Raw genomic sequence first — 17269 nt, 5'->3', positions numbered from 1 at the left:
CCCGCAGCAAATTGCGGGCTTAGTATTGTTTATTATTTAATACGCAGCGCCATACAATCGCTATGGCCGTTTATGATCATGCTTTTATCAACACGCACGCCACCACCGGAGTATTTACCGGCGGCTGTAAAACTACATATTTGTACAAAGTAATCATCTACTTTAGGCAATGCAAATAGCTGTTGGTATATTTGGTCTTGCTCGGCAAAGTGCCCCATTGTCTTTTCTATAACTTGCTGCTGTTCATCAACAAGTTGAATATTAGCGCCACAGCGTCCCACTATTGGTTTAACTACATATCCGGTTTGTAATAACTCGTCGTTAAGCTCAAACGCGGTATTAAGTAAATATTTATGATTAGGGAATAAGCTCCACAGTATTGGCAAAATAGCCTTGTTACTAGGAATTAATGTCCACAGCGGTTCAAACACCATGACATTTTTACGCAGTAATACATCGACTAAGCGTGGCGTTTCACCAGCTTTGAATTGTGGTTCAAAGTTATCACCTAATGATTGGTCGGCTTCGCATTCTTCACGAATTTGATCAAGTGCGGTTTCCCACGACCAGGTTTTCCATACGTGACTCAGTTGTGCGCCATCAGTATCTACTATGTTGCCTGACTCATTCCAGCGAAGTGTGCTTAAGCCAATTACTAGCTTACATTCAAAGCCTGCGGCTTCAATAGCTTCTTTCATAAATAATGCGTGGTAATGTTCTTCTGGTTCATCATCTTGCAGAATATGAACAAGACCTTTTACCTCACTTTTACGCCATGCTTTTACGAGATCTTTAAATAAATTTTGGCCTGCATCTACACCCGTTTTAACACTAAAGTGTTTTGCCCACTTTCCCTGAACTTTGCCGCTTTCCATGTAACACGATGCCGAATCGCAATTGTATTCGTAAACTTTTAAACCTGCTGCTGTTAAGGCAAAGTCAAACCGACTGGTAATTAATTGGTTTAAGCGGTTATCCCACGATTGGCGAATTTTATTAAGTACAACATCGGGTAAATTAAACTTTTTTAATAACTCAGGGTGCTGCAGTACATAGTCGGTTGCATGCATAAATAAACCATGCAGCTCATTTGTTGCATGCTCAATGCTTTGCTGCGCCGTTTGAGATATTGCAAAGTAATTATGCTGATCTTCATCTACGGATGTAAGTTTATGGCCTTGCATCATTTCTACGTAGGCAGCTTCATCGTCATTCGCAATATTTAACCATGACTTGTTTGCTTGGCCTGTATCTGCTGCTTTATGGGCTTCTATAGTAAATAAGTCAGTGTTTAGCTCAAACGTTGGCTCAGCATATTCTGTTTCATCAGTTTGTGTCATCCAACCTAAAATAGTGGCGTCGCTGTAAGAGCACTCAATCCAATAGTCGCCATCTTTAGTTACTTTTGCTTTTAGTTCACGGCACCAGTTTTGATTTGTTGGCCATATTTGATGCCCTACATTTTGCTCAGCAAGACGTATTTTATTTTCATGCACTTCAACAATGACAGCAACATGGCCTGTTTCTTCAAACTCGCCGCCTTCTTCCCATATAAGTAAACTACCTACTTGAGGGTGATGTTTAGCACCATTTTTAAACGCGTTTAGTGGCAATCTGTTTTGGCTATTTACATCGCGCACTGAACGCAACTCAAAAATATCGTAAGCCATAGCTATATCATCAAAAATATAACCATGATTGAGGTACATCCATCTCCGGGCAAATTCAACGCATTGCCATTTATAGCCCATGTAAATACCGTCTAGGTAACTACGATAGGCACTACGATTAGGATAAATGCTTTCATCAGCCGTATCATAATCAGATGAGTAAACAGCAACATTACCAGGTGCATAACCTAATAAAGTACCAAAATCACTAGCAGGAGCAGAAGATTTCATAAACAAAGATGTTCAAAATAAGGTGTGATAATTTGCTGACTATATGAGCCAAACTGCGTTATAGCAAGATATTACTGAGTATAATCTTTAATTAAAAATTGGCGCTAAATAGGGCTTAAAATTATATTTTATCAATCCATAGTTTTAAAAGCAGTAGTTAAGAAATCCATCCTTCAAAGTGCTTATACATATAAAACTAAACCTATATCCGTACTTTGGTTAACTTTTTATTAAACTGTTGCGCTTGGTATAGCAAAACTAGCTAAAAGTTTTTAAAACAGGAAAAACAATGGAAGACATAATAAACAACATTGATATTAATCAATATTTACCCGCTGCAATTACGTGGGCAACCAACATATTACTAGCAATTGCAATTTTACTTGCGGGCTTATGGTTAGCGGGCAAAGTACGCAATTTAATTATTGGCTTGTGTCATAAATACACTCATCTTGACGATACGCTTTTTCGCTTTTTAGGCAGCATGGCTCGCTACATCATATTAGCGTTCGTTATTATTGCTGTGTTAAATCGCTTTGGTGTGCAAACAGCCTCTATTATTGCTTTACTCGGTGCTGCGGGACTTGCTATAGGCTTAGCATAACAAGGTGCAATGTCGAACCTTGCAGCGGGCGTTATGTTGCTAATATTTAGACCTTATAAAGTGAATGACTTTATTGAGGCTGCAGGGCGTTTTGGTAAAGTAACAGAAGTAGATATGTTTACTACTATTTTACAAACGTTCGATAACCAACAGGTTATTATTCCAAATAGTCAAATTTGGGGCGCGCAAATTATAAACCATTCACATCATCCAATTTGTGGTGTGGATATGCATTTTGGTGTTGCTTACGGTGAAGATACAGCGGCTGTGCGTAAAGTTATAGATGCGTACTTGCAGCGCACCCACACATACTAAAGGATCCAGCGCCTTTTGTTGAAGTAGAAACACTTAACAACAGTTCAGTAGACTTTTTAGTAAGACCTTTTTGTAAGGGCGAGCATTACTTCGATATTCTTTACACGGTGCCAGAGTTAATTAAAAAAGCACTTGATGAAAACAACATCGAAATACCTTTCCCGCATCGTAAAGTTATTTTAGTTAACGAAAGCAAAGATTAACTAAATTTATAACGGTTTAAACGCAAGAGCACTTTTAAGTGCTCTTTTTTTGTGTGAAAAAGTTACATACCTGTGTAACCTTTTCTTTTATAAATCACCTCAAATACTACATTTTTATCTGTACAGCCCTTTTTTACTAGGTTAGATGGCTGGTCTTTATTTTGCATTTGCATAGTCGCTTTTAGCTTTAAAGCTCATAAAAACTATTGACCCATTAAATCAAACTGTATGAAGGACTAAACATGGCTGAATCATTTAAATACTCAGGTAATAAAGGGCATGGCGGTGAATTGCATCAAAAAGCGTCGGATGAACACCCTACCATGACCACCGCGCAGGGCTGCCCTGTAAGTGACGATCAAAACTCATTACGTGCAGGAAAGCGTGGCCCAGGATTATTAGAAGATCACATAATGCGCGAGAAGATCTTTCACTTTGATCACGAGCGCATTCCTGAGCGTGTAGTGCACGCTAGAGGCTATGGTGCACACGGATATTTTGAAACTTACGACACGCTTGAAGATTTAACCTGTGCAGATATTTTTCAGCGAAAAGGTGAAAAAACCCCAGTATTTACTCGTTTCTCTACAGTTGCAGGTAATAAAGGGTCTCCAGATTTAGCACGTGATGTACGTGGTTTTGCGGTAAAATTTTATACCCAAGAAGGAAACTGGGATTTAGTTGGTAACAATATACCGGTATTCTTTATTCAGGATGCGATGAAGTTTCCAGACTTAGTTCATTCAGCTAAAGCCGAGCCAGATCGTGGTTTTCCGCAAGCGCAAACAGCACATGATAACTTTTGGGATTTTGTGAGCTTATCGCCTGAGTCAATGCACATGGTTATGTGGGCAATGTCTGATAGAGCTATTCCGCGCTCTTTACGCTTTATGGAAGGTTTTGGCGTTCATACCTTTAAATTTATTAATGCCAAAGGTGATGAAAAATACGTTAAGTTTCACTGGAAACCAAAAGGCGGCATGCAATCAGTTGTGTGGAACGAGGCGCTTAAATTAAATGGCGCAGACCCTGATTTTCATCGCAGAGATATGTGGAAATCTATTGGCAACGGCGACTTCCCAGAGTGGGAGCTAGGTGTACAGGTGTTTGATCAGCAATTTGCTGATGAATTTGAATTTGATGTATTCGATGCCACCAAGCTTATACCTGAAGAGCAAGTACCAGTGCAAATTGTTGGCCGTATGGTGCTTGACCGTGTTGTAGACAACTTTTTTGCAGAAACAGAGCAAGTAGCATTTTGTACTCAAAACATTGTACCAGGGCTCGATTTTACACCCGACCCGCTACTGCAAGGTCGTAACTTTTCATACTTAGATACTCAAACTAAGCGTTTAGGTGGTCCTAACTTTACGCATATCCCGATCAATGCGCCTAAATGCCCAATGCGTCATTTTCAGCAAGATGGCCACATGGCAATGCATAATCCAAAAGGGCGTGTTAATTACGAACCAAACTCATGGAGCGGCGACGAAAACAACCCACGCGAATGCCCAGTACACGGCTTTAAAAGCTCAAAGGAACCTGAAGTAAGCGGCGGTGATAAACTGCGTTATCGCTCAGAAACATTCAGCGATCATTACAGTCAAGCTCGTCAGTTTTATTTAAGCCAAACAGAGGTAGAGCAGGCGCATATTCAATCTGCGTACGTGTTTGAGCTTTCTAAAGTTGAGCATTTACCAATACGAGAGCGTTTGGTATCGCACTTGTTAAATATTGACGAAACCCTCGCAAATAAAGTTGCCGAAGGACTTGGCTTGCAAGAAATGCCAGACCCAGCTGAAGCGGCTATGCCAACACGTAAAGACTTACCTGTATCTGATGCGTTAAGTATTTTGAAAAATGCGCCCAACACCTTCAAAGGCCGTAAATTAGGTATTTTAGTAAGTGATGGCTTTAATGCAGACATCTTTGAATCGGTTACCAATGCACTTAAAAGTGAAGGCGCAAACTTTGAAATTATTGCCCCACAAGTTGGCGGTGCTAAATGCAGTAAAGGTAAGCACTTTAAAGCTGATCAGGTTATTAATGGTGGTCCATCGGTTTTATACGATGCGGTACTTGTACTCACCACTGAAGAGGGAGCCGAAAAACTAGCTGCTATTGCAGAAGCTAAAGACTTTGTAAGCGATGCGTATGCACATATGAAATACATAGGCTACACACAAGAGGCTAAGCTTTTATTTAAAGCCGCAGGGCTCGATGACAAAGCAGATGATGGTTGGATTGATTTAGAGGCACACTCTGCCGATAAATTTATAAATACATTACGTAATTTAAGATATTGGAAACGTTAGTAAGCTCAATAATTAAAAAACCACAGCATGTAATTGTTGTGGTTTTTTTAGCTCACCTAGTTAAGGTATTAGTTCAAGCCAACAATAAAATTGGATATATTATGAAGCTTAATGGCGCTTGTCACTGTGGCAAAGTGGTATTTACGGTCAACTCAAAACACCCTTATCCTTATAATTTATGCTATTGCTCTGTATGTCGTAAAACCGCAGGGGGCGGCGGGTTTGTTATTAATTTGAACGCACAATACAGCACGCTTGAGGTTACAGGGCGTGAACACATAACTATTTATCATGCAAAAATAGGCGATAAAATCAGCCCTGCAGAGCGTCATTTTTGTAAGCATTGTAGTGCTAACTTGTGGTTATACGATGCACGTTGGCCTGAGCAAGTTCACCCCTTTGCAGGTGCAATAGATAGTGAGTTACCCATACCGCCAGAGCGCACTCATTTAATGCTTGGTAGTAAAGCAAATTGGGTAAATGCGCCCATTAATGAAGGTGACAAGCAGTTTGAAGAATACCCTGATGAAAGTATTGCTGCTTGGCATAAGCGTTTAAACCTCGAAAAGTAACGCAATTTTTTGTATGAGCTAAGCTTAAATTTAGGGGTAATTAAACGCATATTTAGTTAATTAAATATTAAAAATCACCGCGTAAGTAAAGGAGAATATTATGGCAGTCTCAGCAATACCAAAAGGGTTTCATTCAGTTACACCTTATCTAATTATGAATGACGCACAAAAAGCGATAGATTTTTATTGTGATGCATTTAGTGCTGAACACGTAATGCAGATGCCTTTACCTGATGGTGGAATAGCACATGCAGAAATAATAATTGGTGATTCGCATATTATGCTTTCAGATAATGGTTCTGAAGAGCATTTAAAAAACCCAAAAGAGCTCGGTGGTACAGCGCTAAGCCTTATGCTTTATGTTGAAGATGTTGATACCGTATTTAAAAAAGCAATTGAGCTTGGTGCAACAGAAATAAGACCCGTACATGATCAGTTTTATGGTGATAGGGCCGGCACGCTACAAGACCCATTTGGTCATATATGGATCATTGGTACACATAAAGAAGATGTTAGTAACGAAGAGTTAAATAATCGAATTGGGAATATAACAAATCAAGAGCAAGACGCATAACCCGCATGCTAATTAGATTTATGTAGCTTTCTAATTACGTTGATGACTTCAATGGAAGGCTTGTGGCTTGTGGCTTGTGGCTTTTGCTTCAGCTTAACTAGGTTTTGCCTTGTTATCGACACGGTTTTCTTACCTAAAAGTAGCTCACTTAGTAAAGCGAATTGGTATAGATTACTAGTTAAATTTTAGGCATAAAAAAACCTCAGCCAATAATTAGCTGAGGTTCAAAAGTGGTACCAGCGGCCGGACTCGAACCGGCACTCCTTTCGGAAGGGGATTTTGAATCCCCCATGTCTACCAATTTCATCACGCTGGCATAATTTTTCTTTAATCTTTTAAGCATAAAAAGATAAAGAAAAACCACTTAAAATAAAAAGGATACTTATATACCTCTTATTCTGTATCCGCATTATACAAACAAAAGAGGGGGCGGCAAGCCTTTTCTTTTATTTGCATAAACAACTGATTGATAATTAATCGTTTATAGCAAGGAGACTCCACCGGTAAATTTTTTAAGTCTTTTTGGGCCGATATATAAAGCGAATATTTTGGGTTATGAGTGCTATTAAATTGTTATGCGATTGAATAAATGAGCAATTGAACTATTGATAATAGTTAGCCGTATTACAATAATTATTCCTGATTTATGCCGATTTTGCGCTTGATTCAGGTATTATTTGTACAACAAGGTTTTTAAGACATTAATTATGACCCAATTAAGTGCCAAACAGAACATTCAATCGATTGTTAAAGCTATTAAGGCAGAAGAAGCATTACTTCGTCAACAGCACCCATTACTTGCACATCAAAATACCTTAGGGTTAATTATTTTATTGCTATCATTTAGCGCGTTAATTGGTGTTGGTGCTTTATATTATTTAGCCCTAATACCTGCTTGGGTATGTATAGTACTTGCGGCTATTGCTGCGTCTATTTCCCATGAGTTAGAGCACGACCTTATACATAAACAATACTTTAGCAATCAGCCTTTCATGCATAACTTTATGATGTTAGCAGTATGGTTAATGCGGCCAAATACTATTAGCCCATGGTACCGACGTAAAATGCATTTACACCATCACAAAACCTCAGGCACACAACAAGACCTAGAAGAACGCTTGGTGGGAAACGGTATTAAAAATCCATTTTTACGTGCGCTAGTTATTGTAGATGGGTTATTAGGGCTAATTATTTCTACTAAACGTTTTAGAAAAGAAATTAATGGCTTTAGTTTTTCGAGTGTTTTTAATGCGGGATTTCCGATAGCGACTGCGTATTTTGCTGTTTTATATAGCGTTATTGTATTTCATATCGTTGATTTATTTATACCACTTTCGCTAAATTCACCTAGTTGGTTGTTAAGTACAATGGATGTGTTTGAATTTTTAATGGTTGTGCTCATTGTGCCTAATATTATTCGCTCAAGCTCGCTTAATTTTGTTACCTCAAGCATGCATTACTATGGTGGCGTTAATAACATGCTTGAACAAACTCATGTGCTAACGAGTCGTTTATTCATGCCGTTTCACTTATTTTGTTTTAACTTTGGTAAAACGCATACCATCCATCATTTTGTGCCAAATCAGCCGTTTTATTTACGCCAAATGCTAAGTAAAAAAATACTTAAAGTAATGGCGCAGCACAACGTGCGCTTTAACGATTTTGACAGCATTAAAAATGCTAACGCGTATAAATAATTACCCCCAACATAAGGGGAGGTTCTGCATTGCTATTCTTATTTTATAGTTTGAATAGCGATTATGTGCCAAGCCCATTACCCGTGAATTTACTCTATCCATCGCAACGTTTATTAAGCCCGACTGTCCGTGCGTTGGTGGACTATTTAGTGGCATTTTTAAATCAACAAAAGCAAAAGTGGTAGGCTTAATTAGCGCTAAACCTTTAAACTAAAAATAGATAAAACCAGTGAAAAGTGAAGTGGCCCTTCATAGTTGAGCATCTAGCTTAAATGGGATTGATTATTGTAGAGCCTTCAGTAATAGTGGTTATAGAGCAAACTAATTATGTTCTCAATAATACATAAGAGCTCGTGCTCATCAATATTATAAAACCAATAAATATAATAAGGACAAACAGGATGAAAAAATCACTAATTTCAATAGCGTTGGGCTTTGCTGCCCTTAGTGCGTTTAATGCCAATGCAAACATTGATCAGCAAGTTAAAAAGATAGAGCAACAGGTTATTGATTGGCGACGTGATTTTCATCAAAACCCTGAGCTTGGAAATCGCGAAACCCGCACAGCAGGTATTGTCGCTAAGCACTTAAAGTCGCTGGGTATGGAAGTACAAACAGGGATTGCTTATACAGGTGTTGTGGGGCTATTAAAAGGCGCAAAGCCTGGCCCGACAGTAATGCTACGCGCAGATATGGACGCGCTGCCAGTTACTGAAAAAGCAGATGTTGATTTTAAATCAACTAAAACCACCAATTACCGTGGTGTAGATGTAGGCATAATGCATGCTTGTGGGCACGACACCCACGTGGCTATGCTAATGGGCGCTGCACAAGTGCTTGCAAACATGAAAGATGAGCTACACGGTAATATTATGTTTGTATTTCAGCCTGCAGAAGAAGGCGCACCTGAGGGGGAAGAGGGGGGCGCTGAGTTAATGCTTAAAGAAGGCATATTTAAACAATACAAACCAGAGGCTGCTTTTGGGTTACACATAACATCTAGTTTGCACAGCGGTAAAATTGGCTATAGAAGTGGCCCTGCAATGGCCAGTGCAGACCGGTTTGAAATAACAGTACATGGCAAGCAGGCACACGGCTCTGCACCGTGGACTGGGGTTGACCCCATTGCCGCAGCTGCGCAAATAGTAACAGGCGTAAATCATATTGTTAGTCGCCAAATCAACATTACCAAAGAGCCTGCTATTGTCTCGTTTGGTAAGATAGCGGGTGGGGTACGTAATAATATTATTCCTGAAGAAGTCGAAATGGTAGGTACAATTCGTAATTTTGATATGGATAACCGAGCACAAATATTTGAAAAAATAAAAACCACAGCCACGCACATTGCTAAATCGTCAGGTGCTACTGCAGAGGTACACATTCACGAAGGTTATCCGGTAACGATTAATAACCCAAAGTTAACTGCGCAAATGTTACCTAGCCTTAAAAAAGCAGCAGGTAATGAAAACGTAGTTGAAATGGGAAAAATAACCGGCGCAGAAGACTTTTCGTTTTACGCATTAGAAGTGCCGAGTGTATTTGTATTTTTAGGCGGCACACCAAGTGAGCAAGATTTAAATACAGTGGCTAGTAATCACTCACCTTATTTTTATGCCGACGAATCATCGTTTAAAGTAGGCACTAAGGCGCTTAGCCTGTTAGCTGTTGATTATTTAAACGCACATAAAAGATAGCTTAAACACACCACGTTACGCTATTAGCTTAACGTGGTATTGCTGTTTTATTTAAAACATCGGATCATGTTTTTAGCACTTGTTCAACGTTGAAAATCACTCTCAAAAATTAAAAATCTAACCGAACATACAAATGAACCGGCGAGCAGTTTTTTTATATTTTAAAAATAATGAATCGATATTGCCGGTCTTATATCTCGACTCAATCTTCATAAGCATTAAGGATTTAAATAATGGAAATTACTGGAAGCTGTTACTGTGGTGAAATTAAATACCAAGCAAAGTCTCAAAATAACAACGCACTTGTTTGCCATTGTAGCGATTGCCAACGTATGTCGAGCGGCCCATTTAGAGCAGTCATAATTGCAGAGCCAAATTCGGTCGTGTTTACCCAAAGTGAGCCAAAAGAGTTTGTTAAAACAGCGCAAAGTGGTAACAAGCGTGCGCAAGGTTTTTGTGGCACATGTGGTACAACACTTTATGCAACTAACGAAGCTAAAGCTGACCGTGTATATGGCTTGCGTATTGGTGCGGTTGATCAGCGTGATCAGTTTACGCCAACAGCACAAATTTGGGCTAAATCAACATTGAGCTGGTTGAGCGACTTACACGAAGTACCTGCGTTTGATACAACCCCACAAAATTAGTAATACTGATAAAAAATCACTTTTTAGTAAGCGGTTTGAAATTTATTAAACCAAATGACTGTCTACTTATAAGTCAGTCATTTGGAGAATAATATGTGTAGTTCACCTAAAAGCAGCCGAGCAGTGAAAAAAACAGCCATTAGTTTTAATGATGAGCTTACTCAAGAGCAGCGCTTGCGTTTTGCTGCAAAAGCTAATTTAGCACAAGAGCGCCGTGAACAGCGCGAAGTAACGAATAAACGCTATGAGCAAAAACATACGAGCAACAAACCTTCGTCTGGTTTATTTTCGTGGTTACAGCAGCTAGTTAGCTGATTTAGCTAAAGTGGTGTTTTTACCACTGCCTAAACCACATAATGCACACAGTACTCCGGCAATAGCGCACAACCACAATGGCGCACTCCAACTTCCCGTAGTCGTGTGTAATACACCAGCTAGCATAGGACCAATAGCCGCGAGCAAATAACCTACGCTTTGCGACATACCTGAAAGCGACGCTGCTTGTTGCGAATCGTCAGTTCGTAAACTAATAAACGACAGCCCCAATATAAAACATGCCCCAGAGCAAAAGCCCAGCATTAGGGTCCAAACAAAAGCAAAGCTAGGCATGTAAAGCAGCCCCAATGCACTGAGTGCACTCAACATGGCTAAAATAAAGCTAAGCGCGCTTTGATCTTTTAATTTGGCAAGTAACGGAATTAATATTAAACCCGGTAATGCAGTCGCTATTTGAAAAGCCCCATGATAAGCACCTGCTTGGGTAGCTGAGTGACCGGTTTCGGTTAATATGCTTGGTAACCACGTAATAATTATATAATTTAAAAACGAGTTTAAGCCCAGCAGTAGGGTAATTTGCCATGCTAGTAAATAACGCCAAACACTTTTTGACGTGTTAGCGTGTTGAGCAATACTCGCGGGTTTTGTGTGCTTACTTAATTGCGACATCCATACAATAATACTCGCCAGAGTAATAATGGCTGATGAGCCCAGCGCAAGTTGCCAGCCTAATCCGTTTAACTGACTCAGCGGAAATACCAAAGTAGAAAACCCACCCGATACCACGCCCATAGTAAGCACGTAGGCTGAGGTCATTAACGCAACCTTTGCAGGGAAGTCACGCTTAATTAAACTTGGTAATAATACGTTTGCAATGGCAATACCCACACCAATAATAGCGGTGCCCACAAAAAGCATGGCTGAGGTATTTATTACCCGCGCTGCAACCCCTGCAAGTATAAATAACAAAGCCAAAAACAAGGTGCGCTCTAACCCTTGCTTTTTAGCAAGAGTTGCGGCCATTGGCGATACAACCGCAAAGGCAATGAGTGGCAATGTTGTTAAAAAACCAGCTTGCGATGCGCTAAGCCCAAAGTGATTAATAATTTGTTCAAGCACAGGAGCAATACCTGTAAATGTGGCGCGTAAATTCGCGGCAATAAGTAATATGCCAAGCACAAGTAATATGCCAGCAAAGCGTGATTTAGGTGTGTTATTTAACAAAAGGGAAGACCATTAAAGCTAATAGTTAATGGGCGCTAGTATAAAGGCTTAGCAAAAACTATAATTTAGAGATAATGACATTAAATAACTAAAAACAGACAAAACTATGTTTGATGCAATTGGCTGGGACGACATTAAAAATTTTGAAACTATGGCGCAGCCCATAATAGCCAAAATAGAGCATGCCCATGCAAGTCACGAAATACCACTGCATACCCATCCAAAAGGGCAATTAATTTTAGCGCTACATGGTTATGTAACGTGTGAAGTGTCGGCAAAAATGTGGATGGTGCCTACGCACAGTGCAATTTGGATCCCAGCACAAAAGGTGCATAGCAATAGGGCGTCTGATAACGCGCAGCTTTGTCATTTATTTATTGATAGTAGTAAAAACGGTATGCCGCTAAATACCTGTACGTTAGCTATTACGCCGTTGGTTAAAGAGCTAATGTGTGAGTTGGCTGGGCATAATCAGCACTATACTTTAAATAGTAAAACAGCGCGTTTAGCGCAGGTGTTATTTGATCAACTTATTGAAATGCCCGTACAACCACTGGATTTTGTATTATCTAAAAATGAGGTAATTCAAACTATGAGCGATCAGCTTATAAACAAGCCAAACAATCGAAAAACACTACCACAATGGGCTAAGCAGTTTGCATTAACTGAGCGTACATTAGCGCGGTTAATTAAAAAAGAAACAGGCATGACATTTGGAAAATGGCGTACGCAATTGCATATAATTACAGCCTTAAAAGCGCTTTCTGATAAGCAAAGTGTGCAGCAGGTGTCGGAGTTATTAGGGTATGAGTCGGTGAGTGCATTTATTACTATGTTTAAAAAAGTGATGAAAAAGTCGCCCATGAAATACATGAGCGACTTAAATCAGCTAAATTAGCTTAGCCCTTAAATAAGCATTACCACGTATAAGTTGCCGAAAGCATCGCGTTACGAGGTCTACCCGGGAAGTATCTGTCGCCGGTGAAACTGGTGTAATCGGCGCGCTCCGCATAAACCTCATCAGTTAAGTTAATAATACGAGCAAGTAGCTCAAGATTACTAGTAACTTGCCACTGTGCGCGTAGGCTTAAAACATCATGCCCTTGGTATTTATTTAAGTTTTCTGGGTCGGTGTAGTAGTTACCAACGCGGTGCCACTGCAAAGCAAATTGCGCGTTGTTTAATGCCTGCCATGTTAAATCGAGATTAGCAATATTACGCGGCGCGGTATCTATGTCGTTGCCGTTTATATTTAAACCGTTAAGTATTTGGTTGTTAGTATAAGTATGCTTTGCGTGTGTGCCTGCAAAGTTAAGTGCAAGCGACTTAGTGAGCTGGTAGTCAAGCTCAAGCTCAATACCACGATGGCGAGAGCTGCCATTATTTACCGTAAAAAAGTCACTATCGCGGTAAATCGTATTGTGTTTACTCATAGCGTAAAGTGACACACCATAACGTAGTTTTTCGTAAATCCCTTTAATACCCAGCTCTGCGTTATTAGCTATTTCGGCGCTTAAAATTGCAGTGGTTTGCTCGCGTTGTAATTGGTATAGCTCAGCCGCTTGTGGCGCTCTGTAACCACGAGAAAAGTTCGCATAAAGCGTGTTATTTGTATTGTACTGATAACTAACCCCAAGCTTTGGCGATAGATTACTAAAACTATTTTTAGCACTCGCTGGGCGGCTGTATCGGCAGCCACCAAAGCCGCATTCTGTGCCATCGTCTTTTGTTCTACCTGCTAGCATATTATTGGTGTAGTCGTACTGCATATGCTCGTAGCGCACACCTGCGGTAAGTAACCATTTATTTAATTGCCAATCAAGCGATGCAAAAGGGGCATAAAGCGTGGCGTTTACATCGTAATCGTAATGCTTACCTTGGGGTACTGTAGCAACTAAAAATGCAGAACCTTGAGTGGGCTCATTTTGACTTTGAGTAAAGTCGGCTTGCGTGTATTCGCCATCAAGCCCGAGGTTTACTTTTACATTGCTTTGTAAATTATGTTGATAAAGCGATTGTATGCCAAAACCAGTTTGACTGTTTGTTTCAAGCGGTGTGCCGGGTAAAAAGTGCTTAAAAAAGTCCATGCTTTGGTCGCGAAAATATAACGTAGTAGAGAGCACATCATCGTTATTTAATTGCCATGTTGCATTGCTCCATGCTCTAAATGCGCGTGCTTTTCTAAATGCGTCAGGGTCAAAGTTTTTTTGCGCTAGGTCTTCGTTTTTATAGCTTTCAAAGCCCGTAATAAATCCCGCAGTTTGCTGATCAAGATTTGTGTAAGTAAGCCCAGAGGTAAGTAATAAATTATTATTTGAATAGCGATGGCGAATATTTACTTTTTGTTGCTCTACGCTTTCGTCGTCGCGGTAACCGCTATCGTCGGTAACACTTGCGTTAATGCCTATACCGCTGTTGCCGTAATCTTGCCCTGCGCGTAATTTGTAGCGAGTATAACCGTACGAGCCATAATCTAAACCAACTAAGCCACCGCCTTGTGTGGTGTCGGGCGTTATTACATTAATAACACCATGCACGGCGTTTGAGCCATAAAGTGCAGAGCCAGGGCCTTTTAGCACTTCAATGCGCTGCGCCATTTCGCTGTGCGCCTCAAATAGCTCGTTTATGTTACAAAACCCAGCGGCTCTCAGTGATATGCCATCCTCCAAAGTCAATATGCCACCACAAGCGCCAGCGCCCGAAAGTACGGGGGAGCGAAGTGCGGGTAAATACTCTTGGCCATTTCCGCGTTGAATATTAGCTCCTGCTACACGTTGCAGGGCTTCTTCAATATGGGTAGGCGCTATGCTATTTAGCTGCGCTTCGCTGAGTGTACTTATTGATAAAGGGAGTGGGGTAGATAGCGCTTCAATACGTGATGCCGTAGTTGTTATGGTTTCTATTACATCGTTGTTTTGATTATCGGCAAACGCGGTGTGGCTAAAGGGTAATATCAGCGGCAAAAAATAAGGTTTCATACATTCCTTGAAAGTAATCTATATTGCATTGCCTCTATAATATGCGGTTTTAATATGCATTTAAACTTGTTGCGTTAAAGCGTACGTAACCTATAAACCCGATACGTAATTGATAAAACAAAACAAGCCACAGCAGGAAACACTAAAGCTAGCACTAAGTAATGCTTAAATAAAACGTAGCCGGTTATACCGCCTAGTAAAAAGCCTGCAATAATGAGTAAAAACATAACGCCTTTACGGGTATCAAATTGCTCATCTTTAAGCGCTTTACCTAGCATTAAACCAAGGTCAGTAAAAATACCGGTTAAATGTGTCGTACGTATAACAGCACCACTGTAATTAGTTGCTAGCGCATTTTGTAACCCACACGCAGCAGACGTTAATACAATGCCGTAAACGAATGTGTTTTTGAGTAAATAAGCACTCGCAAGTAGCAGCAATCCTTCAATAAAAAGCAAAGTGTCGTAATGACGACCAAGTTTTAATGAGCCACCAGAGAGCAAAAAGCCCGACAGTGCCGAACCCAACATAAAGCTAACAATTATTGAAAGTAACAATAAGGCAGTACTAGGATTAGTTATTGCTTTAATACCAAGTAAAGTAACAGAGCCAGATACATGCGAAATAGCCTGGTGCTCAAATCCTAATAAGCCTACAGCGTTTACTATGCCCGCTATAAATGCGAGCGTAAACGCGCCATATTCAACCCACTTTGGTAGTTTTGTAAACATTGGTTATCTCTTAACGTGTACAGTGTTAATTATTGAGTTTGTGCTTTAAAACGCTTTATTTGCTCATCAACTAATTTTGTATCTATTACGCCACGCTTAAAAGCAATGTAAGTAGGAAACGTAAACTCATTGAGCTGCCTAGCGGATACGTTTTTATATTCCTTTGAGTACCACAAACCCGCTTGATAGTTAGTTATTGCGTATTCAACGCGATTTTTTTCTAGCAGCTCAAAAGTGTCTTTAGTTGAAAGTGAACGAAGCAGATTATTCTCATCAAGGTTATACTTTTTAGCAATAACCTCAGGCACAGGAACGCCGCGCAGCATTGCTATTGGGGTATTTGATAAATCGTCAGTGAGCAATTTATCTTTGTTTAAAGCAAATAAACCATACTTAGTAGTATGCAAGGGCACGCTTGTAAAATCTAAATACTCTGCTCGCTCTTTTGTATTGGCCAAAGAGAAATAGCAGTCGTAGTAGCCCAGCGCCATTTCTTTTTTAACGCGCGCCCATGGCAGATGAATTACGTCAATTTTAAGATTTAAATTACGCTCAATAAAGGTTAAGTATTCAATATCTAAACCTGTGAACGTTTCGCTTTTCTCATCAAATATAGTAAAAGGCGGGTAGTGAGTTGTTACGCAGCGCAGGGCTTTACTTGGCGCTGCAAGTAATAATGAAGGTAAAGTTAAAGCTAAAAACAGAAATATTGCGCGCATAAATAAAAATTCGATATCTTTTAAAATACATAAATTGAACGCCAATTATACAGTTACTGAGCTTAATTGCATTGATCTAAGTATTTTTACCTAGCGTATAAGTTAAATTTTGTGAGATATACCATGTTTAACGCAGAGCAGCAGTCACGCATTATCGAAATGGCGTGGGAAGATAGAACCCCTTTTGAGGCAATAGAGCAGTTATACGGATTAAAATACCCGCAGCTGGTGGTATTTATGCGCGAACATATTTCAAAAGGCAGTTTTAAAGTGTGGCGTAAACGCCATGCTGGTCGTAAAACAAAACACTTAAAATTACGCGATCCCGCTATTATGCGAAGCCACTGTAAAACACAATATAAACAACGTTAAATAAGTGTAAGCTGTTTCATATGATGTTCAGCCGTGTTTGTTAACCTTTAGCTATTAATTACGCTAGAGATTATTTATGAGAGCACTAACATACACAGCACTAATAGCATTGGCTTTATGTTCAATAAGCGCAGATGCGAAACCGCATAAAGATAAGCATGGTCATAAACACGGCCATAATAAGCATCATTCACATAAACACAACGACAATGACTACCTTTCTAAAAAAGAGGCTAAGCAGCTAATTCGCGCAGGTTGGACGCCACCAGGGCTAAGTAAAAGCTACCACCGAGGCGACTATTTAGATCGTGATTTATATAAACGAGGTAGAGTGATTGAACGCTCTAGAGATAATGGTACAGTGAGTATTGAAATAGACCGTACAGTTATTCACATGGTGCACGACACCCGAGAAATACTTTCAATTTTAAGTCGCTAAACTAACTT

Annotated in this window: 15 protein-coding genes, 1 tRNA gene and 1 pseudogene; 11 read left to right on the top strand and 6 right to left on the bottom strand. The window is 39.9% G+C overall.

The genetic code is table 11. The features are described from left to right. Window positions 1-32: 32 nt before the first annotated feature. Window positions 33-1901, bottom strand: a complete 1869-nt coding sequence (gss, locus tag I6F10_RS00550) for a bifunctional glutathionylspermidine amidase/synthase (RefSeq protein ID WP_197098176.1) — start codon at window positions 1899-1901, stop codon at window positions 33-35. Between the two features lie 289 nt (window positions 1902-2190). On the opposite strand from gss, the pseudogene I6F10_RS00545 reads away from it, so the two are divergent. The 4 genes and pseudogenes from I6F10_RS00545 to I6F10_RS00530 all read left to right on the top strand — a co-directional run bounded on the left by I6F10_RS00545 (window position 2191) and on the right by I6F10_RS00530 (window position 6484). After that, window positions 2191-3023, top strand: a pseudogene (locus I6F10_RS00545) (mechanosensitive ion channel family protein). Between the two features lie 242 nt (window positions 3024-3265). Beyond that, window positions 3266-5338 (top strand): catalase, encoded by a 2073-nt coding sequence (locus I6F10_RS00540; protein ID WP_197098174.1) that lies wholly within the window; start codon window positions 3266-3268, stop codon window positions 5336-5338. 101 nt (window positions 5339-5439) lie between these two features. Further along, window positions 5440-5910 (top strand): GFA family protein, encoded by a 471-nt coding sequence (locus I6F10_RS00535; protein WP_165743361.1) that lies wholly within the window; start codon window positions 5440-5442, stop codon window positions 5908-5910. 100 nt (window positions 5911-6010) lie between these two features. Then, a complete protein-coding gene (locus I6F10_RS00530; RefSeq protein ID WP_024595441.1) occupies window positions 6011-6484 on the top strand; it encodes a VOC family protein in 474 nt (157 codons plus the stop codon). A 231-nt stretch (window positions 6485-6715) separates the two neighbouring features. On the opposite strand, the gene I6F10_RS00525 is transcribed toward I6F10_RS00530, so the two are convergent. Next, a tRNA-Leu gene (locus I6F10_RS00525) sits at window positions 6716-6800 on the bottom strand. Between the two features lie 391 nt (window positions 6801-7191). Between I6F10_RS00525 and I6F10_RS00520 the strand changes: the two genes are divergently transcribed. The 4 genes from I6F10_RS00520 (at window position 7192) to I6F10_RS00505 (ending at window position 10837) form a co-directional block, all read left to right on the top strand. After that, window positions 7192-8181 carry a fatty acid desaturase gene (locus I6F10_RS00520; protein WP_197098172.1) on the top strand — a complete coding sequence of 330 codons (990 nt, stop codon included), beginning with the start codon at window positions 7192-7194 and terminating at the stop codon, window positions 8179-8181. Window positions 8182-8582: 401 nt separating this feature from the next. Then, the gene (locus tag I6F10_RS00515) at window positions 8583-9875 is read left to right on the top strand and encodes an amidohydrolase (protein ID WP_002958068.1); all 1293 of its coding nucleotides are present in this window, start codon (window positions 8583-8585) and stop codon (window positions 9873-9875) included. Between the two features lie 233 nt (window positions 9876-10108). After that, entirely contained in the window at window positions 10109-10522 is a 414-nt protein-coding gene (locus tag I6F10_RS00510) for a GFA family protein (protein WP_197098170.1), read from the top strand. Window positions 10523-10615: 93 nt separating this feature from the next. Next, window positions 10616-10837: a hypothetical protein gene (locus tag I6F10_RS00505; protein WP_197098169.1), complete on the top strand. Its 222-nt coding sequence runs from the start codon at window positions 10616-10618 to the stop codon at window positions 10835-10837. Here I6F10_RS00505 and I6F10_RS00500 read toward each other — a convergent pair. Beyond that, window positions 10826-12022, bottom strand: coding sequence for an MFS transporter (locus I6F10_RS00500; protein ID WP_197098167.1), 1197 nt, complete (start codon window positions 12020-12022; stop codon window positions 10826-10828). The genes I6F10_RS00505 and I6F10_RS00500 overlap by 12 nt on opposite strands. Before the next feature lie 106 nt (window positions 12023-12128). Here I6F10_RS00500 and I6F10_RS00495 point away from each other — a divergent pair, with 106 nt between their 5' ends. Then, window positions 12129-12920, top strand: a complete 792-nt coding sequence (locus tag I6F10_RS00495; RefSeq protein WP_033038023.1) for an AraC family transcriptional regulator — start codon at window positions 12129-12131, stop codon at window positions 12918-12920. Window positions 12921-12939: 19 nt separating this feature from the next. Here I6F10_RS00495 and I6F10_RS00490 read toward each other — a convergent pair whose 3' ends face one another. The 3 genes from I6F10_RS00490 to I6F10_RS00480 all read right to left on the bottom strand — a co-directional run bounded on the left by I6F10_RS00490 (window position 12940) and on the right by I6F10_RS00480 (window position 16450). Then, window positions 12940-15000 carry a TonB-dependent receptor gene (locus tag I6F10_RS00490; protein ID WP_197098165.1) on the bottom strand — a complete coding sequence of 687 codons (2061 nt, stop codon included), beginning with the start codon at window positions 14998-15000 and terminating at the stop codon, window positions 12940-12942. 74 nt (window positions 15001-15074) lie between these two features. Next, a complete protein-coding gene (locus I6F10_RS00485; protein WP_024595122.1) occupies window positions 15075-15731 on the bottom strand; it encodes a YoaK family protein in 657 nt (218 codons plus the stop codon). A 29-nt stretch (window positions 15732-15760) separates the two neighbouring features. Then, entirely contained in the window at window positions 15761-16450 is a 690-nt protein-coding gene (locus I6F10_RS00480; protein ID WP_024595123.1) for a substrate-binding periplasmic protein, read from the bottom strand. A gap of 123 nt (window positions 16451-16573) precedes the next feature. Between I6F10_RS00480 and I6F10_RS00475 the strand changes: the two genes are divergently transcribed. Both I6F10_RS00475 and I6F10_RS00470 read left to right on the top strand, forming a co-directional pair. Then, window positions 16574-16822: a TIGR03643 family protein gene (locus I6F10_RS00475; RefSeq protein ID WP_024595124.1), complete on the top strand. Its 249-nt coding sequence runs from the start codon at window positions 16574-16576 to the stop codon at window positions 16820-16822. A gap of 76 nt (window positions 16823-16898) precedes the next feature. Further along, complete coding sequence (locus tag I6F10_RS00470) at window positions 16899-17261, top strand: hypothetical protein (RefSeq protein ID WP_024595125.1); 363 nt, start codon at window positions 16899-16901, stop codon at window positions 17259-17261. Window positions 17262-17269 lie beyond the last annotated feature (8 nt).

Source organism: Pseudoalteromonas sp. SWYJZ98, from assembly GCF_015864495.1.
GTDB lineage: Bacteria > Pseudomonadota > Gammaproteobacteria > Enterobacterales > Alteromonadaceae > Pseudoalteromonas > Pseudoalteromonas distincta.
The sequence above is the reverse complement of the archived record's forward strand: the minus strand, read 5'-3'. Positions and strand labels throughout refer to the sequence as shown.